Origin of the sequence: uncultured Oscillibacter sp., assembly GCF_950073225.1 — a bacterium.
Classification (GTDB): Bacteria; Bacillota; Clostridia; order Oscillospirales; family Oscillospiraceae; genus Oscillibacter.
Map to the genome: position 1 here is coordinate 1 of NZ_CATMPS010000032.1, position 18,713 is coordinate 18,713.

An 18,713-nucleotide genomic window follows, 5' to 3' on the forward strand; every position below is an offset into this window, starting at 1 on the left:
TCAACCGCGCCGGCGGCGGCCCCCGTCCCCAGGGCGGCTTCAACCGCGCCCCCGCCCGTCCCGCTCCCGCAGCGCCCGCCGCTCCCGCGGCCCCCAAGGAAGGAGGAAGCAACTAATGCTGATGCCGAAGAGAGTCAAATACCGCCGTGTGCACCGCGGCCGTATGACCGGCAAGGCCACCCGTGGCAACACCCTGGCGTACGGCGAGTATGGTCTGGTGGCCACCGAGCCCGCCTGGATCACCAGCAACCAGATTGAGGCGGCCCGTATCGCCATGACCCGTTACACCAAGCGCGGCGGACAGGTCTGGATCAAGATTTTCCCTGACAAGCCCGTGACCAAGAAGCCCGCCGAGACCCGCATGGGTTCCGGTAAGGGTTCCCCCGAGTTCTGGGTTGCCGTTGTGAAGCCCGGCCGCGTCATGTTCGAGATCGCCGGCGTGTCGGAAGAAGTTGCCCGCGAGGCCCTGCGTCTGGCCAGCCACAAGCTGCCCATCAAGACCAAGGTCATCGCCCGCGCCGAGGAAGCAGGTGAGTAAGATGAAGGCAAGTGAAATTCGTGAGATTCGCAAAATGACCCCGGAGCAGCTGAACGAGAAGCTGACGGGGCTGAAGAAGGACCTGTTCTTCCTTCGTATGCAGCACGCCACCAACCAGCTGGACAATCCCGTGAAAATCCGGGAGACCAAGCATGACATTGCCCGAGTCAAGACCGTGCTCCGGGAGCTCTCCGCTTCCGGCAAGCAGTGAGAAGGAGGTAAGGAAACATGGACGAGAAGAGAACTTCCTCCCGTAAGACCCGGGTTGGCAAGGTGGTCTCCGACAAGATGGACAAGACCGTCGTGGTCGCCATCGAGGACCGGGTGGCCCACCCCCTGTATAAGAAGATCGTCGGCCGCACCTACAAGCTGAAAGCTCACGACGAGCAGAACAGCTGCGGAATCGGCGACAAGGTAAAGGTGATGGAGACCCGCCCCCTGTCCAAGGACAAGCGCTGGCGCGTGGTTGAGATCATCGAGAAAGCGAAGTAAGGAGGCGTCGAGACATGATTCAGCAGGAAACCTTCCTGAAGGTCGCCGACAACACCGGCGCCAAGGAAATCAAGTGCATCCGCGTCCTGGGCGGTTCCAAGCGTAAATACGGGAACATCGGGGATGTGATCGTGGCCTCCGTCCGCAAGTCCGCCCCCGGCGGCACCGTGAAAAAGGGCGAAGTGGTCAAGGCCGTCATCGTCCGCTCCGCCAAGGGCATCCGCCGGAACGACGGAACCTATGTCCGGTTCGACGACAACGCCGCCGTCCTCATTAAGGACGACAAGAACCCCCGCGGCACCCGCATCTTTGGGCCCGTGGCCCGCGAGCTGCGGGACAAGGACTACATGAAAATCCTGTCCCTGGCTCCCGAAGTGATTTGAGGAGGGCAAAGACATGTCTATGAATATCAAAAAGGGCGACACAGTCGTCCGGCTCTCCGGCGACGGCGGTAAGGACAAGGACCTGAGCACCCACCAGGGCAAGGTCATTGCCACCCTGCCGAAGGAGAACAAAGTCGTGGTGGAGGGCATGAACCTGGTCACCTGCCACATCAAGCCCCGCCGTCAGGGCGAGGAGGGCGGCATCGTCAAGCGGGAAGCCGCTATATACGCCTGCAAGGTCCAGGTGGTCTGCCCCAAGTGCGGCAAGCCCACCCGGGTGGGCCACAAGGTAGAGAAGAAAACCGTGGCCGGCAAAGAGAAAAACGTCAGCGTCCGCATCTGCAAGAAGTGCGGCGCCGAGCTGTAAGGGAGGAGGAGTGAAACATGGCTGATAAGAAAGTGCCCAACCTCAAGGCGAAGTACGCCTCTGAGGTCGCTCCTGCCCTGATGAAGCAGTTTGGCTACAAGAGCGTCATGCAGATTCCCAAAATCGACAAGGTGGTCGTAAACGTGGGCTGCGGCGAGGCCAAGGAAAACGTCAAGATTCTGGACAACGTGGTCCGGGACCTGGCCCAGATCACCGGCCAGAAGCCCATCATCACCCGTTCCCGGAAGAACATCGCCAACTTCAAGCTCCGTGAAAATATGCCCATCGGCGCGAAGGTCACCCTCCGCGGCGAGAAGATGTGGGAGTTCCTGGACCGCCTCTTTAACGTGGCCCTGCCCCGCGTCCGTGACTTCCAGGGCATCAGCCCCAACGCCTTCGACGGCCGGGGCAACTACGCCCTGGGCATCCGGGAGCAGCTGATCTTCCCCGAGATCGAGTATGATAAAATCGACAAGATCCGGGGCATGGACGTGGTCATCTGCACCACCGCGCACACCGACGAAGAGGCCCGCGCCCTGCTCACCCAGGTCGGCGCGCCCTTCGCCCGCTAAGGAGGGAGAGAAGAATGGCTAAGAAATCCATGATTCTGAAGCAGCAGCGCCCCGCCAAGTACTCCAGCCGGAAGTACAACCGCTGCAAGCTCTGCGGCCGTCCCCACGCGTATCTCCGGGACTACGGCGTGTGCCGTATCTGCTTTAGGGAGCTGGCCTATAAGGGCGAGATTCCCGGCGTCCGCAAGGCTTCTTTCTAAGAACCCCGGACTTGTTTTGTGAACAGAGGCCTTAGATATGGGGCCTTTGGGATAACGGATAGCGAAAGGTCATGGCCAATCGGGATGGAACCCAATTGGTCATGATACCTCGCTACCGCAGCGGTTTTAAAACCGCAACTCTAAAATAGGAGGAACTACACCATGCATATCACCGATCCGGTTGCGGATATGCTCACCCGCATCCGCAACGCCGTCAGCGCGAAACACGACACCGTGGATGTCCCCGCTTCCAACATGAAAAAGAGCATCGCTCAGATTCTGCTGGACGAGGGCTATATCAAAAATTTCCAGATCGTGGACGACGGCACCCAGGGAAAGATTCACATCACCCTGAAGTACAACGCGGGCAAGGAAAAGGTCATCACCGGCCTGCGCCGCGTCTCCAAGCCGGGCCTTCGGGTCTACGTGGGCGCCGACGAGCTGCCTCGCGTGCTCCGCGGCCTGGGCATCGCTATCATCTCCACGTCCAAGGGCGTCATGACCGACAAGAAGGCCCGCGAGCTCCATGTCGGCGGCGAAGTCCTGGCGTTCGTCTGGTAAGGAGGGTATTGAACAATGTCTAGAATCGGCAGAATGCCCATTACCGTCCCCGCCGGCGTGACCGTGAACATCGCCGAGGGTAATGTGGTCACTGTGAAGGGACCCAAGGGCCAGCTGACCCGTGCGCTGCGCCCGGAGATGATCATTGAACAGGAAGGCACCACGATCACCGTGAAGCGTCCTTCCGAGGATAAGCTGCACCGCAGCCTCCACGGCCTGACCCGCACGCTCCTGCACAACATGGTGGTCGGCGTGACCGACGGCTATGCCAAGGAGCTGGATGTCAACGGCGTGGGCTACCGTGTGGCCAAGGAGGGAAGCAACCTGGTCATGAACCTGGGCTATTCCCATCAGGTGATCGTTTCGGAGGTGGAGGGCATCACCATCGAGGTTCCCTCCCCCAATAAAATCATCATTCGCGGCTGCGACAAGGAGGCCGTGGGCCAGTTTGCCGCCGAGGTCCGCGAGAAGCGCCCGCCCGAGCCGTACAAGGGCAAGGGAATCAAGTATACCAATGAAACCATCCGCCGCAAGGTCGGTAAGACCGGCGCCAAGAAGTAAGGAGGTGTGCCGAAATGATTAAAAGACCCAATACCAACGCCCAGCGCATGAAGCGCCACAAGAGGGTGCGCGCCAAGATCTCCGGCACTCCCGAGATGCCGCGCCTGAACGTGTTCCGCAGCGAGGCCAACATCTACGCCCAAATCATCGACGATGTCGCCGGCGTGACCTTGGTCTCCGCTTCCTCCCTGGATAAGGCCGTCGAAGGCTACGGCGGGAATGTCGCCGCAGCGGAGGCCGTGGGCAAGCTCGTGGCCGAGCGTGCCAAGGCCAAGGGTATCGAAACCGTGGTGTTTGACCGCGGCGGCTACCTGTATCACGGCCGTGTGAAGGCCCTGGCCGAGGGCGCCCGCGAGGGCGGCCTGCAGTTCTAAGGAGGGAGGAACGTTCAATGCCTAGATTTGAAAGAGAGCAGAGCGAGTATATCGAAAAAGTCGTGTACCTGAACCGCGTTTCCAAGACCGTGAAGGGCGGCCGGGTCATGAAGTTCTCCGCCCTGGTGGTTGTGGGCGACGGCAAGGGCAAGGTCGGCTACGGCCTGGGCAAGGCCGCCGAAGTTCCCGAGGCCATCCGCAAGGGCATCGAGGCCGCCAAGAAAAATATGATTACTGTGACTCTGGCGGGCACCACCCTGCCCCATGAGACCATCGGGGAAGCCGGCGCGGGCCGGGTGCTGATGAAGCCCGCCGCCCCCGGTACCGGCGTTATCGCCGGCGGCGCGGTCCGCGCCGTCGTGGAGGCCGCGGGCATCAAGGACATCCGTGCCAAGAGCCTCCGGTCCAACAACCCCAACAACGTTGTCGCCGCCGCCTTCCAGGGACTCAAGAGCATGCGCGGTCCCGAGGAGGTTGCCCGCATCCGCGGGAAGAGCGTCGAAGACATCGTGGGTTAAGGAGGCAACAAACGTGGCAAACTTAAGGATTGAGCTCGTCAAGAGCCTGAACGGCCGCCTGGAAAAGCAGGTTGCCACCGCGCATTCCCTGGGTCTGCGCAAAATCGGTGACGTCACCGTGCAGCCCGACAACGATCCCACCCGCGGAAAAGTGGCGAAGATCGGCTATCTGCTGCAAGTTACCGAAGAGAAGTAAGGAGGCGCCAAACATGAAATTAAGCGAACTGTCTCCCGCCGAAGGTTCCGTCCGGCAGGCATACCGCAAGGGCCGGGGCGCCGGCAGCGGCAACGGAAAGACCGGCGGCCGGGGCCACAAGGGTCAGAAGGCCCGCTCCGGCGGCAAGGTCCGCGTGGGCTTTGAAGGCGGCCAGATGCCTCTGGCCCGCCGGGTCCCCAAGCGCGGCTTCAACAACATCTTCGCCAAACCCCTGGAGGTTGTGAACCTCAGCGCCCTGAACGCGTTCAGCGACGGGGACACCGTCACCGCCGAGGCGCTGCTGGAAAAGGGCGTCCTCAGCAAGTGCGAGTACGGCTTCAAGGTCCTGGGCAACGGGAAGCTCACCAAAAAGGTCACTGTCAAGGCCAACGCTTTTTCCGCGTCTGCCAAGGAGGCCATCGAGGCAGCCGGCGGAAAGGCGGAGGTGAAGTAACGTGATCCAAACCGTTCGCAAAGCCTGGGCCATCCCCGAGCTGAAAAAGAAGATCGTCTTCACGCTGCTGATTCTGCTGATCTTCCGCATTGGCAACGCCATCACCGTCCCCTATATCGACGTGGCCCAGCTGGAAGCCCAGCTCAGGGGCATGGGCGCCACGATTCTGGGACTGTACAACGTGATGAGCGGCGGCGCTTTCGCCACCGCCACGGTCTTTGCCCTGAGCATTCAGCCCTATATCAACAGCTCCATCATCATTCAGCTGCTCACCGTGGCCATCCCCTACCTTGAAAATCTGGCCAAGGACGGCGGCGAAGAGGGCCGGAAGAAAATCCAGTCCATCACCCGCTACACCACCGTGGCCATCGCCATTCTCCAGGCCGTGGGCTATTACTTCATGATGGACCGCTACGGCATCCTGGCCCCCGGGGCCGAGGGCATCTGGCCCGCTTTGGTCATCATCGTGTCCTTCATCGCCGGTTCCTCCTTTGTCATGTGGATGGGCGAGCAGGTCACCGAGTTCGGTGTGGGCAACGGCATTTCCATCATCCTCTTCGCGGGCATCGTCTCCCGGGTCCCCAGCATGATTTCCAGCATGGCCCAGGGCGTGAGCCGGTGGTCCGCCATCAACAGCGGCGCCATGACCGCAGAGAGCCTGACCGAGGCCGGCTACACCGCCGACCAGGCCCAGCAGCTCCTGGACAGCGCCATGCCTCCCTGGGGCGTAATCCTGCTTTTAGTGGGCGGCCTGGCCCTCATCGCCTTCATCGTGTTCATCAACGACGCCGAGCGCCGCATCCCCGTGCAGTACGCCAAGCGTCAGGTGGGCCGGAAAATGTACGGCGGCCAGAGCAGCAACCTGCCTATGAAGGTGAGCATGGCCGGCGTCCTGCCCGTCATCTTCGCCCAGAGCATCGCCTCTTTGCCCATCACCATCTGGAGCTTCGTGGGCATCCCCGCCGAGGGTACCGTATCCCGGAGCATCTATGACGCCATCGACACGAAGTCGGTGATGTATATGGTGGTCTATTTCATCTTGATTATCGGCTTTGCCTATTTCTACTCCAGCATCCAGTTCAACCCCGTGGAAATTGCCAACAACATGAAAAAGCAGGGCGGCTTTATCCCCGGTTTCCGTCCCGGCAAGCCCACGGTGGACTTCATCCGCAAGGTGCTGAATAAGATTACCCTGTTCGGCGCCATCTACCTGGGCATCGTGGCCATCTGCCCCCTGATCATCGGCCGCATCCTGGGCAACAACTCCGTGGCCATCGGCGGCACCTCCGTCATCATCGTGGTGGGCGTGGCGCTGGAGACGGTCAAGGCTCTGGAATCCCAGATGCTGATGCGTCAGTACAAGGGCTTCCTGGAGTAATCGAGAGACAATATTGGATGCCGGCGCCGGGCGGGGCCGTGGAGCTCCGCCCGCGCCCGGAATACAGGAGGGGTTAACCATGAAATTGATCCTGTTGGGCGCCCCGGGCGCCGGAAAGGGAACACAGGCCGACATCCTGTGTGAAAAGCTGAACATTCCCACCATCTCCACCGGCAACATCCTCCGCGCCGCCGTGAAGAACGGCACCCCCACGGGCTTGAAGGCCAAGGCCTTTATGGACGCGGGGCAGCTGGTGCCCGATGAAGTCATCATCGGCATCATCTCCGAGCGGCTGGAGGAGCCGGACTGCGCCGGGGGCTACATCCTGGACGGGGTGCCCCGTACCATCGCCCAGGCCGAGGCCCTGGAGAAAGCCGGAATCGTCTTCGACGCCGTGGTCTCCCTGGAGGTCAGCGACGAGACGATTATGGAGCGCATGAGCGGCCGCCGGGTCTGCCCGGACTGCGGCGCCAGCTACCACGTCGCGGCGGTGCCCCCCAAGGCGGAGGGCGTGTGCGACAAGTGCGGCGGGAAATTGATTCAGCGCAAGGATGATGCCCCCGAGACGGTGAAGTCCCGCCTCGAGGTCTATCATAAGGAGACGGAGCCCCTCAAGGCGTTTTACGCGGAGCGGGGCCTGCTGAAGACGGTGGAGAACCAGCCGACTGTGGAAGCCAATACCCAGGCGATCCTCCGCGTTTTGGGGAGATGACGGGATGATCACCCTGAAATCCTCCCATGAGATCGACTTGATGCGCCGGAGTGGAAAAATTACCGCGGCTGCCCGTGCTTTGGCAGGGGAAATGGTAAAGCCCGGCGTGACAACCCAGGAGATCAACGACGCGGTGGAGCGGTTTATCCGCCAGCAGGGGGCGGTCCCGTCCTTTCTCCATTACAACGGCTACCCAGCCAGCGCCTGCATCAGCGTCAACGACGAAATCATCCACGGCATCCCCGGAAAACGGGTCCTGCAGGAAGGCGATATCGTCAGCGTGGACGTGGGCGCGTACATCGGGGGCTTTCATGGAGACTGCGCGGCGACATTCCCCTGCGGAAGGATTTCCCCGGAGGCCCAGCGCCTGATCGACGTGACCAGGCAGAGCTTCTTCGAGGGCATCCGCTTCGCCCGGGAGGGACAGCGCCTTCAGGACGTCTCCGCGGCGGTTCAGGCCTATGTGGAGCAAAACGGCTTTTCCGTGGTCCGGGAATACGTGGGCCACGGCGTGGGAGCCAAGATGCACGAATCGCCGGAGATCCCAAATTACGGCCGCCCAGGCCACGGCCCCCGGCTTCTCCGGGGAATGACCCTGGCCATCGAGCCCATGGTCAACGCCGGATCCGCCGCCATCACTCAATTGAGCGACGGCTGGACGGTGAAGACCGCCGACGGAAAGTGGGCGGCCCACTATGAAAACACGATCCTGATTACCGATGGCGCGCCGGAAATTTTGACGGCCCCCGCTATTTGACAACAGGTGAGAGAGAACGCATGGAGATTGCGAAATCAAACATCGTCCGCTCCAACGCGGGGCGGGACAAGGGTAAGCTCTTTGTCGTCCTGGCGGTGGAGGGAGAGTACCTCCTGCTGGCGGACGGAAAATCGAGAAAGGTGGAATCCCCGAAGCGGAAGAAGCGCAGGCATGTGCTCTTCGTCTCGGCGGAGGAGACCCGCCTCGCCGAAAAGATCAAGAGCGAGGAGAAGATCACCAACAGTGAGCTTCGCAGGACGCTCGCGGCCTGCCGCGAGGCGATCCAGCCGGACCAGGAGGGATAACGTTTGGCAAAATCCGACATGATTGAAGTGGAAGGTGTTGTGGTGGAGGCCCTGCCCAACACGACGTTCCAGGTTGACATTGGAAATGGTCACATGATTCTGGCGCATATTTCCGGGAAACTGAGGATGAATTTCATCAGGATTCTGCCCGGCGACAAGGTCACGGTGGAGATGTCCCCGTACGATCTGACCCGGGGCCGGATCACCTGGCGCAGCAAATGACATCAAACGACGTAAACCGCTGAAAGGAATGGTTGCAGACTATGAAAGTAAGACCGTCCGTGAAGCCCATGTGCGAAAAGTGCAAGGTTATCCGCCGCAAAGGCCGTGTTATGGTCATTTGCGAGAACCCGAAGCACAAGCAGAGACAGGGCTGAGAATTGAAATTGGAGGTGCTTTAAAAGTATGGCACGTATTGCCGGTATTGACCTGCCGAAGGATAAACGTATCGAAATCGGCCTCACCTATATCTACGGCATTGGACGCAAGAGCGCCAAGGACATCCTGGCGAAGTCCGGCGTGAACCCCGACACCCGGGTGAAGGACCTGACCGACGCCGACGAGCAAAAGCTCCGTGACGCCATTGACGACTACACCGTCGAGGGCGACCTCCGGCGGCAGACCGCCCTGGACATCAAGCGGCTCAGCGAAATCGGCTGCTACCGCGGCCTGCGCCACCGCAAGGGCCTTCCCGTCCGGGGCCAGCGCAGCAAAACCAACGCCCGCACCCGGAAGGGACCCAAGAAGACCATCGCCAACAAGAAGAAGTAAGGAGGGAGAAACAGTATGGCAGCACAGAAATCCGGCGGAAAGAAAGTCATCCGCCGCCGCCGTGAGCGGAAGAACATTGAGCGTGGCCAGGTCCATATCCGTTCTTCCTTCAACAATACCATGGTAACCGTCACCGACGCCCAGGGCAACGCCATTTCCTGGGCCTCCTCCGGCGGCCTCGGCTTCCGGGGCAGCAAGAAGTCCACCCCCTTCGCGGCCCAGACCGCGGCGGAGACCGCCGCCCGCGCCGCCATGGAGCATGGGCTCAAGACCGTGGAAGTGTTCGTCAAGGGACCCGGCCAGGGCCGTGAGGCCGCCATCCGGGCGCTGCAGGCCGTGGGCCTGGAAGTGACGATGATCAAGGACGTCACCCCCATCCCCCACAACGGCTGCCGCCCCCCGAAGCGCCGCCGCGTCTGATCGAAAGAGGAGGTAAGAAGCAATATGGCAAGGAATATGCAGCCCATCGCCAAGCGCTGCAAGGCTTTGGGCATCTCTCCCGCCGTCATGGGGTACGCCAAAAAGGAGACCAACCGGAATCCCGGCGGCCAGATGCGGAAGAAGAAAAGCGAATATGGCATTCAGCTGAACGAAAAGCAGAAGGTCAAGTTCATCTATGGCATCCTGGAAAAGCAGTTCCACAGCTACTATGAGGCCGCCGCCGCTGCCCCCGGCAAGACCGGCGACAACCTGCTTATCAATGTGGAGCGCCGCCTGGACAACGTGGTGTACCGCATGGGCTTCGCCATGACCCGCCGTCAGGCCCGTCAGCTGGTGAACCATGGGCATTTCACCGTCAACGGCAAAAAGGTCGACATCCCCTCCTACCAGGTGAAGGCCGGCGACGTGGTGGAAGTGGCGGAAAGCAGCCGCTCCTCCGAGGTCTTCAAGCGCCTCACCGGCCAGGACGCCCCCATCTTCCTCCTGCCCGCGTGGCTGGAGCGGGAGAAGAACGGCCTGAAGGGCACCGTGACCCGCCTCCCCGCTCGTGAGGATATCGACATCCCCGTGGAGGAGCACCTGATCGTCGAGCTCTACTCCAAGTAAGCGGAGGATACCCTCGATAATGAGCCGAACCAGAGGCGGCGTCTTGCGCCGCCCGTTGAGAAGATGAAGGAGGGTACTGCGTGATCGAAATCGAAAAGCCCCAGATTGAATGCAGCGAAGCGCCTGGTGATGTAACCTATGGCAAATACGTGGTGGAACCCCTGGAGCGGGGATACGGTACGACGCTGGGCAACGCCCTGCGGCGGATCATGCTCTCCTCGCTGCCCGGCACCGCGCCGACTACCATCAAAATCGCCGGTGTTCAGCACGAGTTTTCCACCATTCCCGGCGTGAAGGAAGATGTGACGGAGATCGTCTTGAATATCAAGAGCCTCCTGACCAAGCTCCACAGCGACTCGGTGAAGACGGTCTATATCGAGGCGGTGGGCCCCTGCGTGGTGACCGCCGGTGATATCAAGGCCGACGGCGAGGTGGAGGTTCTGAACCCGGACCTGCACATCGCCACACTGGACAACGGGGCGTCTCTGAACATGGAGATTACCCTGTCCCATGGCCGGGGCTATGTCCCCGCCGACCGCAACAAGCCCCAGCAGAATGTGATCGGGACCATTGGGGTAGATTCCATCTACACGCCGGTGTACAAGGTGAATTATACCGTGGAGCCCACCCGCGTGGGCGCTTCCAGCGACTTTGACAAGCTGACGCTGGAGGTCTGGACGGACGGCACCATCTCCGCCCGGGACGCCGTCTCTCTGGGAGCAAAGATCCTCTGCGACCATTTCACGCTGTTCACCGACCTGAGTGAGAACGTCGGCAGCCGCCCCACCGTGGTGGAGAAGGCGGAAGCCCAGCGGGACAAGGTGCTGGAGATGACCATCGAGGAGCTGGACCTCAGCGTCCGGAGCTTCAACTGCCTGAAGCGGGCCAACATCAACACGGTGGAGGACTTGATTTCCAAGACCGAGGACGAGATGATGAAGGTCCGCAACCTGGGACGCAAGTCCCTGGAGGAGGTCATCAACAAGCTGGCCATGATGGGCCTGCACCTGGCCGACGAGGAGAATAATTGACCGTCCCCGCCGGAGAGCGAAGGAGAAACCATAACAAGTAAGGAGGAAACCGAAATGCCTCGTAAGCTCGGCAAGACCTCTGACCAGCGCAGAGCCATGCTGCGTCAGCAGGTCACGGATTTCCTGGATCACGGGAAGATGGAGACCACCGTCACCCGGGCCAAGGAGATCAAGCCCCTGGCTGAGAAAATGATTACCCTGGGCAAGAAGAGCGACCTGGCCGCCTACCGGCAGGCCATGAGCTTCATCACCCGGGAGGATGTCTGCAAGAAGCTGTTCAAGGAAATCGCGCCCACCTACGCGGAGCGCAACGGCGGCTATACCCGCATCATCCGCACCGGCATCCGCCGTGGCGACGCCGCGGAGACCGCGGTGATTGAGCTGGTGTAAGAGCACGTATAAGAGCGCTTTGTCATGAGAACCTAGGCTCATGACAAAGCGCTCTTTCTTTTCGTGATTTTTCCAATAAAATTCCCCGGAGAGCTGCGCATACTAACCCCGGATAAATAAGGGGGAACTGCGCGATGGTGAAGAAGATTGTCCCGATTTTCATACTGGCCCTTCTGACCGCCCTATGCCTGCCGGGCGGCGAGGCGATGCCCGCGGACGGGGGAGCCGAGATTCCGGCGGGGGAGAAGTACGTGGCCCTGACCTTCGACGACGGCCCCCGGCGGGGCACCACGGAGCGTCTGCTGGACGGTTTGAAGGAACGGGGGGCCAAGGCCACCTTTTTCCTCATCGGCCAGCAGATTGAAGACAACGCCGCGCTGGTGGCCCGCATGGCGGAGGAGGGGCACCAGATAGGAAACCACACCTGGAGCCACCAGCGGCTGGACGGCATCCTCCCGGATGAGGCGGCCCAGGAGGTGGCCCGGACGGAAGCGGCGCTGGAGGCGCTGCTGGGGGGCGGGGAATACTGGCTGCGGCCCCCCTACGGCCAAGTGGCGGAGGGGGTGGAGCTTGGCGTGCCCATGGTGAAGTGGTGCGTGGACCCCCGGGACTGGGAGAGCCGGGACGCGGAAAAAGTAACCCGGGCGATTCTGGACTGCGTAGAGCCCAACAGCATCATTCTGCTCCACGATATCTATTCCACGTCGGTGGACGCGGCCCTGCGGGTGGTGGATCGGCTTCAGGAGGAGGGCTATTGGTTCGTAACAGTGGAGGAGCTGCTGTGGCTGAACGGCGTGACGCCGGAGGCGGGGCGGATGTACCGGACGGGGAAGGGGTAAATTTCCCCGTCCCGGCGGAAAATTTTGTTGACAAGAGGGAGATGGTATGCTATGATGTTATGCGTGTTCAAGAGACGGCGCCTTCCTGTGGAGAGATGTCCGAGTGGTTGAAGGAACCGGTCTTGAAAACCGGCGGCGCGCAAGTGCCCGTGGGTTCGAATCCCACTCTCTCCGCCAACTTTTCAAAAGTGAATCCGGATCTGCGGAAGTACCCAAGTGGCCGAAGGGGCTCCCCTGCTAAGGGAGTAGGCTGGATAAAACCGGCGCGAGGGTTCAAATCCCTCCTTCCGCGCCAGAGAAGACCTTGGAATTGCAATGGTTCCAGGGTTTTCTCTTTGTTTTTTCCCTTATTGTGCCCTGATTGCCGCCACGGCGTAGGAATGCTCTTATGGCATAATAAAGACAAATCGGAAAATCTTTGTGGCGCAAGGACCACCCCCCACAAGGACAACAACTGTATGACTGTTTAGAGCATAAGAAGAAACATCTAAATGATGGGGGCACTTCCATAAGGAAGTGCCCCCATCGCATGTTTATATCCGACAAATTGAATTCTCAGACAGGTCAAGGCAATGGCGGCTTCCCTGCCAGTTTGTCCACCAGCACACACAGCGTAACTACCAGGGCCATATCCGCCAGAGTACAGCCCAAAGGCAGATCCAATCTCATTAGACCCCGATAGGCGGCAAAACCCACTAACCAAATTACCAGATTCCGTCCATCAAAATCTGCCTGAAACCGGTCCCGCCTCAGCAGGAAGAAGTCCGCGATCTGAATGGCGATCATGGGGGCGAAGACAGAGCCGATGAGATACAGAAAGCCGGTGACGTCGTCCATGGGAAACAACACCGCCCCGGCGGTCCCCAGCAGGGCGGCCCCCACGGCCATCCATTTCCCGGTCAGCCGGGGGCTGATGGACTCGGCGGAGATACCGGCGGACCAGGCGTCCAGGAAGGTGGTCGTCACGGTGGACAAAATCAGGATGACCAGGGCGGCGATACCCAGGCCCGCCTTGACCATGACGGCGGCAATGTCGGACTCCCCTGTGAAGATCGCCGCCCCCATGCCGATGGCGTACATCCATATAGAGACCAGGCCGTAGACTATGGCGCTGACCGCTGTGGCCTGGAAAGGCTTTTCCGCCTCCCGTGTATAGTCGCTGATGAGGGGCAGCCAGCTCAAAGGCATGGCCACCGCCAGCTCCACCGCCGCGCCGAAGCTCATGGCCTCTCCCAGGCCGGAAGTCTGCGGCGTACCGGAACCGAAAATCACCCAGCACAGCGCCAGCGTCAGCAGGAACAGCGCCGCCATGGAGAGCTTATTGAGCCAACCGAGGTTTGTAACGCCCACCAGAATCCAGAGCAAAATCAGCCCCCCAATCACCAGGCACCAGGCCCAGCGCCCGGCGGGGAACACGCTGCCCGCCGCCAGGGCCCCGTCGTAGATCATAATCGCCGTCCAGCCCACCAGCTGGAGGACGTTCAGCACGGCGAACAGAAGTCCGCCCTTTTGTCCAAAGCTCATCTTCACGGTCTCCATGGCACTTCGCCCGCTCCGCCCGCCGATGAGGCCCGCCAGGAAGAGCAGAATACAGCCAATCACATGGCCGGTGACGATGGCGGCAAAGCCCTGGGTGAACCCCAGCGAGGCGAAGCTGGTACCGGTGAGAATCTCCGCCAGGGAGACCCCGGCCCCGAACCAAATGAGGCCGTTCTGAAACGTGGAGGTTTTTTTCACGTCCCTGCCTCCCCGTCGATGAAGCGGCTGTGGAGGTCCCACATGTGGTCCATGGGCCCGGAGCCATGCCCCAGGTTCAGCTGTGCGGACAGGGCCCCGAAAATGTAATCCTTCGCCCGCTGTACCGCCGTCTCCAGGCCGAAGCCTTTCGCCAGATTGGAGGCGATGGCGCTGGAGAGGGTGCAGCCCGTGCCGTGGGTGTTGGGATTATCCACCCGCCGGGAGCGGAACCAGCGTCCCCCGCCGCCGGGCCGCCAGAGGAAATCGTTGGCGTCGCTGACCTGATGCCCCCCCTTGCAGAGGACAGCGCAGCCGTAGGCTTCACCAATGGCCTGGGCGGCCCGCGTCATGCCCTCCTGCGTTTCGATCCTCATACCGGAGAGAATCTCCGCCTCGGGGATGTTGGGAGTGAGGACCGCCGCCAGGGGCAGGAGGCGGCTTTTCAGGGTCTCCAACGCGTCCTCGGAGATTAGCCGGTCCCCGGAGGTGGCCACCATCACCGGGTCCACCACGATGTTCTTCGCCTGGTACTGCGCAAGCTTGTCCGCGATGACCTCGATCAGAGGGACGCTGGCTACCATGCCGGTCTTCACCGCGTCCGGGAAGATGTCGGTGAACACGCAGTCCAGCTGCTCCGCCAGGAAGTCCGGTGCGGACTCCTGGATGCTTTTGACGCCGGTAGTGTTCTGAGCCACCAGGGCCGTGACGGCGGTGAGGGCGAATACCCCGTTGGCGGTCATGGTCTTGATGTCGGCCTGGATACCGGCGCCTCCGCTGGGGTCGGTCCCAGCGATCGTCAATGCTGTTTTCATACTCGTCTCTCCTTTTCGCATTGAAGTTTTATAACGCGGCGTGAGGTGGTGCCCCCAACGCACCGCGTGAAAAACGCCCGGGGGCGGTTTTCCCTTACAATCGTTTCGACAGCTCCAGCAGCTCCCGGGCGGCGGCCTCTGCGTCTCTCTGCCCAAAGATACCGGAGGCCACGGCCACGCCGGAGAGGCCCAGGTCCTTGAGCTCCAGGATGTTCTCCCGGCTGATACCGCCGATGGCGACCACAGGGATGCCCGCCGCCGCCGTGACAGTCCGGATGGTCTCTCTGGAGATGGGCCTCGCGTCGGCCTTGGTCCCGGTGACGAAGGCCGCGCCGCAGCCCAGATAGTCCGCCCCGGCCTCCCTGGCCCGGCGGGCCTCCTCCGGCGAATGGGCGGAGACGCCGACGATCTTATCCGGCCCCAGCAGCTCCCGGGCGCGTTCCGCCTCCAGATCGCTCTGGCCCACATGGACGCCGTCGGCTCCGGAGGTCAGGGCGATGTCCGCCCGGTCGTTGATGATGCTGACGGCCCCCAGTCTGCGGCACAGGGACACAAAGCGCTTTGCCTCCGCCAGGAAGGCAGCGTCCTCCAGGCGCTTTTCCCGGAGCTGGACGATGGCCGCGCCCCCCCGGACGGCGTCCTCAACCTGGCGGAAAAAAGCCTCCTCGTCCGCCGCCCAGGTCCGGTCGGTGACGGCGTAAAGGCGGAGCGTTTCGGGTCTTATGTTCATGGCAAAGTCCTCCTCAAAATATAAAATCCGCAGATAAACCAACCTGGTTCATCTGCGGCAAGACGTCCGCTATTTCCCTACGTTGGCATGATCCAAATCAGGTTCCGGGTCGGGACCTTCACGGCCCCCTCTCAGCCCGCGCCAGCGGACTCCCCTTTTTCATTGTGGGCCTATCATACTCTTTTCCGCCCGGATTTGCAAGCCCCTTGACAAAATTTTCCCCCGGTGGTATGCTGGGGGCGAAAAGCAGGGGAGCCGAAAGGCTGAGAGGAAGCGGACGCTTCGACCCTTTACCTGACGCGGATAATGCCGCCGTAGGGAGTCGATAGGGGACTTTTGACGGCGGTTCGCGTTTCGGCGGGCCGTCTTGCTTTTTTGCAAATTCTTCACGAAGGAGGGAGAGAGCACACACCGGCGTCCCGGACCACCGGGAGCGGACGGAGGGGGAGCGCCCTGCGTCCGGGCCGGACCATACAAGGGGCCCCTGGGGTCCCGGCAGCGATGGGAAGCCGTGTTCCGGCGTGAGAGGAGGCCAGTAAGCCTCGACCGAAATTTCCAGGGCGGACAGTCCCGCCCGTCCTTGCCATGCAGGGGGAAAGCGCTGCCGCGTGTTTCTCTTTGCGATTCTAGCTGTGAAGGAGCTTTTACGATGAAAAACAAATCCGTCCAAAAGCTGTCCATTGCCGGGGTCTTCTGCGCCCTGGCGGTGGTGGGCAGCATGTTCCTCACCTTCCCGGTCTTCGGCAGCAAGTGCGCCCCGGTCCAGCACATGGTCAACATCCTCTGCGCCGTCTTCCTGGGGCCCTGGTACGGCTTGGCTACGGCCTTTGTAGCCAGCCTTCTGCGCAATCTCTTGGGCTGGGGGAGCCTTCTGGCCTTCCCCGGCAGCATGTGCGGAGCTCTGCTGTGCGGTCTGGTCTACTGGAGGACAAAGAACCTCCCGGCAACGCTGACCGCCGAGGTCCTGGGCACCGGCGTTCTGGGGGGCCTGGCGGCCTACCCCGTAGCGAAGGAGCTGATGGGCCTGACGCCGGAGACCTATACCGTCTACATCATCCCCTTCCTGATCTCCACTGCGGCGGGTTCCATTCTCGCGGGAATCCTGGTGTACGCCCTGCAAAAAAACGGGGCACTGAAATCCATGCAGTCCGCTTTGGAGCGGTAAATTCTATCCAACGGGAGGCTCTATGACAAGGCCTGACTTTTTTCTGCTGGAGGCGGTCCGACACCGCCGGCCTTTGATCCATTGCATCTCCAATCTGGTTTCTGCCAACGACTGCGCCAACCTGGCTCTGGCGGTGGGGGCCAGCCCCATCATGGCTCAGGCGCCGGAGGAAATGGAGGCGGTTGCCGCCGTGTCCGCCGCCGCCGTGCTGAACACCGGCACGCCGGAGGAGGAAAAATTCCGGGCCTGCCTCCTCCGGGGACAGGCGGCTCAAAAGCTGGGACAGCCCGTCGTTTTGGACCCCGTGGGCGTGGGGGCCAGCCCCTGGCGGCTGGAGCGGGTGGAAAGACTGCTGGAAGTCTTCACGCCCTCCTTGCTGCGAGTCAACCCGGGGGAGGCCAGGGCCCTCCTCCACCTGGAAAGCCAATCACAAGGAGTGGACAGTCCCGCCGCCCTGGACTCCGTCCAACAGGGGAACCTGACGCTCCGCCTGTCGCGGGAGCTGAAAACCGCTGTGCTGATTTCCGGCTCGGAGGATTTCATCTCAAATGGGACCGTCCTATGGAAGGTCTCCGGCGGCAGTTCCCTGATGACGCAGGTGACTGGTACGGGATGCATGCTGTCCGTTCTCTGCGGCGTCTTTGCGGCGGTGGAACCGGACATTCTTGCCGCCGCCGTTACAGCCGCCGCTTTTTGGAAGTCCTGTTCCCGCCGGGCGGAAGCCCTAGCCCCGTGTCAGGGCCCCGGCAGCTTTCGGACAGCCCTGCTGGATGCCGCTGGGACTTTGACGGCGGCGGACTGCGCTGGAATGGCCTTTGTAGAACTCCTGTTTTGAAAAGCATCCCCGTCTGCCAAATCCGGCAGGCGGGGACGCCTTTTGCTTTCTTTTCTATATCTGGGGTAATATTTTCTGGCTGCGGCGTTCATCGCCGGCGGTTCTTTTGAAAGACGCCTTCGCCAATCAAAGCCCCTCCGACAATCAGCAGAGCGCCGGCTGCCTGTAGGGGAAGCAGCGCCTCGTGAAGAAAGACCACGGAGAACAGAACGGCGGACAGCGGTTCGATGTAGCCGCAGATTGCCACCGTCTGCACAGGCAGCCGTCCAATAGAGGAAAAGTAGAAATAGCACCCGCCCCCTGTATTCAGCAGGCTGATCCATAAAATCGGGATCCAATCCCCGCGGGCAATTTCCATATGGAAGCCTTGCTTACAGCCGACAAAGACCGCTGCCGTCACAGCCGCGAAAAACAACTGCAGGACAGCGTTTTCCATGCCTGTGATTTCTTTCGGCAACTTATTGAAAATTACCATAGCGGCATAAGCCAGCGCCGACAGTCCCGCACAGAGCAAACCCCAGCCATTGACGCCTTCCGCCGCCGCCTGGCCGCTGATGAGAACGGTGCCAAGCGCCGCCATGACCAACGCCGCCGCCTTGGGGCAGGTCATGCGTTCCTTAAACAACACTACAGAAAGCGCCACGACAATGACCGGGCCGCAATAGTTGATCAGCATACCCAGGCTGACGCCGATTTGCTGATATGCCTCAAAGAGCAACAGCCAGTCGAGCGCCATCGCGATCCCGGACAGCGCAATATAAATTGTAACTTTCCTATGGGGTAAGATCGTCAGTCTATGCCCTGACAGAAAGTAAAGGAAGCGCTGATTAAAGCAGGTAAAAGCCAGGCAAACAGACGAAGGCAGTGGAAACGTCCAATAAAGGGCCATATTGGGGGATGAAATCCTCACTTTTCCAGTCCCAGCCCGGTCGAAGGGCGCAAAAACCTTAGGCGGGGCATAGGGAACCGGCCCGGCCTGCGGTTGATG

General features: G+C 61.3%; 31 protein-coding genes, 2 tRNA genes and 2 riboswitches. Of the genes, 29 read left to right on the forward strand and 4 right to left on the reverse strand.

The window, feature by feature from the left end:
- Positions 1-115 precede the first annotated feature (115 nt).
- From rplP to Q1M04_RS12970, 27 genes are all read left to right on the forward strand, one after another.
- Positions 116-538 (forward strand): 50S ribosomal protein L16, encoded by a 423-nt coding sequence (gene rplP / locus Q1M04_RS12840; protein WP_295734793.1) that lies wholly within the window; start codon positions 116-118, stop codon positions 536-538.
- Position 539: 1 nt separating this feature from the next.
- The gene (gene rpmC / locus Q1M04_RS12845; protein ID WP_295734790.1) at positions 540-749 is read left to right on the forward strand and encodes a 50S ribosomal protein L29; all 210 of its coding nucleotides are present in this window, start codon (positions 540-542) and stop codon (positions 747-749) included.
- A 17-nt stretch (positions 750-766) separates the two neighbouring features.
- Positions 767-1,030, forward strand: coding sequence for a 30S ribosomal protein S17 (gene rpsQ / locus Q1M04_RS12850; RefSeq protein ID WP_295734787.1), 264 nt, complete (start codon positions 767-769; stop codon positions 1,028-1,030).
- Between the two features lie 14 nt (positions 1,031-1,044).
- Entirely contained in the window at positions 1,045-1,413 is a 369-nt protein-coding gene (gene rplN, locus Q1M04_RS12855) for a 50S ribosomal protein L14 (RefSeq protein ID WP_204790836.1), read from the forward strand.
- Between the two features lie 13 nt (positions 1,414-1,426).
- Positions 1,427-1,780: a 50S ribosomal protein L24 gene (rplX, locus tag Q1M04_RS12860; RefSeq protein ID WP_295734782.1), complete on the forward strand. Its 354-nt coding sequence runs from the start codon at positions 1,427-1,429 to the stop codon at positions 1,778-1,780.
- A gap of 17 nt (positions 1,781-1,797) precedes the next feature.
- Complete coding sequence (rplE, locus tag Q1M04_RS12865) at positions 1,798-2,352, forward strand: 50S ribosomal protein L5 (RefSeq protein WP_295734778.1); 555 nt, start codon at positions 1,798-1,800, stop codon at positions 2,350-2,352.
- 14 nt (positions 2,353-2,366) lie between these two features.
- Positions 2,367-2,552, forward strand: coding sequence for a type Z 30S ribosomal protein S14 (locus tag Q1M04_RS12870; RefSeq protein ID WP_295753042.1), 186 nt, complete (start codon positions 2,367-2,369; stop codon positions 2,550-2,552).
- A gap of 162 nt (positions 2,553-2,714) precedes the next feature.
- A complete protein-coding gene (rpsH, locus tag Q1M04_RS12875) occupies positions 2,715-3,113 on the forward strand; it encodes a 30S ribosomal protein S8 (protein WP_295734772.1) in 399 nt (132 codons plus the stop codon).
- 15 nt (positions 3,114-3,128) lie between these two features.
- Complete coding sequence (rplF, locus tag Q1M04_RS12880) at positions 3,129-3,674, forward strand: 50S ribosomal protein L6 (protein WP_295756524.1); 546 nt, start codon at positions 3,129-3,131, stop codon at positions 3,672-3,674.
- Between the two features lie 14 nt (positions 3,675-3,688).
- Positions 3,689-4,048, forward strand: coding sequence for a 50S ribosomal protein L18 (gene rplR, locus Q1M04_RS12885; protein WP_295756526.1), 360 nt, complete (start codon positions 3,689-3,691; stop codon positions 4,046-4,048).
- A 17-nt stretch (positions 4,049-4,065) separates the two neighbouring features.
- On the forward strand, positions 4,066-4,566 hold the full coding sequence (gene rpsE / locus Q1M04_RS12890) for a 30S ribosomal protein S5 (RefSeq protein ID WP_204790842.1): 501 nt from the start codon (positions 4,066-4,068) through the stop codon (positions 4,564-4,566).
- Between the two features lie 13 nt (positions 4,567-4,579).
- Positions 4,580-4,762 (forward strand): 50S ribosomal protein L30, encoded by a 183-nt coding sequence (gene rpmD, locus Q1M04_RS12895; protein ID WP_204790843.1) that lies wholly within the window; start codon positions 4,580-4,582, stop codon positions 4,760-4,762.
- Between the two features lie 13 nt (positions 4,763-4,775).
- Positions 4,776-5,216 (forward strand): 50S ribosomal protein L15, encoded by a 441-nt coding sequence (rplO, locus tag Q1M04_RS12900; protein ID WP_293281625.1) that lies wholly within the window; start codon positions 4,776-4,778, stop codon positions 5,214-5,216.
- 1 nt (position 5,217) lies between these two features.
- Positions 5,218-6,594: a preprotein translocase subunit SecY gene (gene secY / locus Q1M04_RS12905; protein ID WP_293281623.1), complete on the forward strand. Its 1,377-nt coding sequence runs from the start codon at positions 5,218-5,220 to the stop codon at positions 6,592-6,594.
- A gap of 79 nt (positions 6,595-6,673) precedes the next feature.
- The gene (locus Q1M04_RS12910) at positions 6,674-7,306 is read left to right on the forward strand and encodes an adenylate kinase (RefSeq protein WP_293281621.1); all 633 of its coding nucleotides are present in this window, start codon (positions 6,674-6,676) and stop codon (positions 7,304-7,306) included.
- Positions 7,307-7,310: 4 nt separating this feature from the next.
- On the forward strand, positions 7,311-8,063 hold the full coding sequence (map, locus tag Q1M04_RS12915; protein ID WP_293281618.1) for a type I methionyl aminopeptidase: 753 nt from the start codon (positions 7,311-7,313) through the stop codon (positions 8,061-8,063).
- 20 nt (positions 8,064-8,083) lie between these two features.
- Positions 8,084-8,368, forward strand: a complete 285-nt coding sequence (locus Q1M04_RS12920; protein WP_295756534.1) for a KOW domain-containing RNA-binding protein — start codon at positions 8,084-8,086, stop codon at positions 8,366-8,368.
- Positions 8,369-8,371: 3 nt separating this feature from the next.
- The gene (gene infA, locus Q1M04_RS12925; RefSeq protein WP_295734746.1) at positions 8,372-8,590 is read left to right on the forward strand and encodes a translation initiation factor IF-1; all 219 of its coding nucleotides are present in this window, start codon (positions 8,372-8,374) and stop codon (positions 8,588-8,590) included.
- 41 nt (positions 8,591-8,631) lie between these two features.
- Positions 8,632-8,745, forward strand: a complete 114-nt coding sequence (gene rpmJ / locus Q1M04_RS12930; RefSeq protein ID WP_014116882.1) for a 50S ribosomal protein L36 — start codon at positions 8,632-8,634, stop codon at positions 8,743-8,745.
- 28 nt (positions 8,746-8,773) lie between these two features.
- Positions 8,774-9,139, forward strand: coding sequence for a 30S ribosomal protein S13 (gene rpsM / locus Q1M04_RS12935; RefSeq protein ID WP_204790850.1), 366 nt, complete (start codon positions 8,774-8,776; stop codon positions 9,137-9,139).
- A 15-nt stretch (positions 9,140-9,154) separates the two neighbouring features.
- Positions 9,155-9,559: a 30S ribosomal protein S11 gene (gene rpsK / locus Q1M04_RS12940; protein ID WP_295756537.1), complete on the forward strand. Its 405-nt coding sequence runs from the start codon at positions 9,155-9,157 to the stop codon at positions 9,557-9,559.
- Between the two features lie 24 nt (positions 9,560-9,583).
- Positions 9,584-10,186 carry a 30S ribosomal protein S4 gene (rpsD, locus tag Q1M04_RS12945; RefSeq protein ID WP_297998409.1) on the forward strand — a complete coding sequence of 201 codons (603 nt, stop codon included), beginning with the start codon at positions 9,584-9,586 and terminating at the stop codon, positions 10,184-10,186.
- A gap of 80 nt (positions 10,187-10,266) precedes the next feature.
- The gene (locus Q1M04_RS12950; RefSeq protein WP_295756540.1) at positions 10,267-11,217 is read left to right on the forward strand and encodes a DNA-directed RNA polymerase subunit alpha; all 951 of its coding nucleotides are present in this window, start codon (positions 10,267-10,269) and stop codon (positions 11,215-11,217) included.
- A 54-nt stretch (positions 11,218-11,271) separates the two neighbouring features.
- Positions 11,272-11,607, forward strand: coding sequence for a 50S ribosomal protein L17 (rplQ, locus tag Q1M04_RS12955; protein WP_293281044.1), 336 nt, complete (start codon positions 11,272-11,274; stop codon positions 11,605-11,607).
- A 134-nt stretch (positions 11,608-11,741) separates the two neighbouring features.
- Positions 11,742-12,446, forward strand: coding sequence for a polysaccharide deacetylase family protein (locus tag Q1M04_RS12960; protein WP_295756542.1), 705 nt, complete (start codon positions 11,742-11,744; stop codon positions 12,444-12,446).
- Between the two features lie 89 nt (positions 12,447-12,535).
- Positions 12,536-12,623, forward strand: a tRNA-Ser gene (locus Q1M04_RS12965).
- A 25-nt stretch (positions 12,624-12,648) separates the two neighbouring features.
- Positions 12,649-12,741, forward strand: a tRNA-Ser gene (locus tag Q1M04_RS12970).
- A 269-nt stretch (positions 12,742-13,010) separates the two neighbouring features.
- Here the strand turns inward: Q1M04_RS12970 and cytX are convergent.
- The 3 genes from cytX to thiE all read right to left on the reverse strand — a co-directional run bounded on the left by cytX (position 13,011) and on the right by thiE (position 15,725).
- The gene (gene cytX, locus Q1M04_RS12975) at positions 13,011-14,183 is read right to left on the reverse strand and encodes a putative hydroxymethylpyrimidine transporter CytX (RefSeq protein WP_297293390.1); all 1,173 of its coding nucleotides are present in this window, start codon (positions 14,181-14,183) and stop codon (positions 13,011-13,013) included.
- Positions 14,180-14,995, reverse strand: coding sequence for a bifunctional hydroxymethylpyrimidine kinase/phosphomethylpyrimidine kinase (gene thiD, locus Q1M04_RS12980; protein WP_297998412.1), 816 nt, complete (start codon positions 14,993-14,995; stop codon positions 14,180-14,182). The genes cytX and thiD overlap by 4 nt, the downstream gene beginning before the upstream one ends.
- Before the next feature lie 94 nt (positions 14,996-15,089).
- Positions 15,090-15,725: a thiamine phosphate synthase gene (thiE, locus tag Q1M04_RS12985; RefSeq protein ID WP_295754851.1), complete on the reverse strand. Its 636-nt coding sequence runs from the start codon at positions 15,723-15,725 to the stop codon at positions 15,090-15,092.
- Positions 15,726-15,781: 56 nt separating this feature from the next.
- A riboswitch (TPP riboswitch) is annotated at positions 15,782-15,891 on the reverse strand.
- A 72-nt stretch (positions 15,892-15,963) separates the two neighbouring features.
- A riboswitch (TPP riboswitch) is annotated at positions 15,964-16,064 on the forward strand.
- A 310-nt stretch (positions 16,065-16,374) separates the two neighbouring features.
- On the opposite strand from thiE, the gene thiW reads away from it, so the two are divergent.
- A complete protein-coding gene (gene thiW / locus Q1M04_RS12990) occupies positions 16,375-16,890 on the forward strand; it encodes an energy coupling factor transporter S component ThiW (RefSeq protein WP_293278508.1) in 516 nt (171 codons plus the stop codon).
- A gap of 22 nt (positions 16,891-16,912) precedes the next feature.
- On the forward strand, positions 16,913-17,725 hold the full coding sequence (gene thiM, locus Q1M04_RS12995) for a hydroxyethylthiazole kinase (RefSeq protein WP_297998415.1): 813 nt from the start codon (positions 16,913-16,915) through the stop codon (positions 17,723-17,725).
- Between the two features lie 88 nt (positions 17,726-17,813).
- On the opposite strand, the gene Q1M04_RS13000 is transcribed toward thiM, so the two are convergent.
- Complete coding sequence (locus tag Q1M04_RS13000) at positions 17,814-18,614, reverse strand: DMT family transporter (protein ID WP_297998417.1); 801 nt, start codon at positions 18,612-18,614, stop codon at positions 17,814-17,816.
- Between the last annotated feature and the right edge of the window lie 99 nt (positions 18,615-18,713).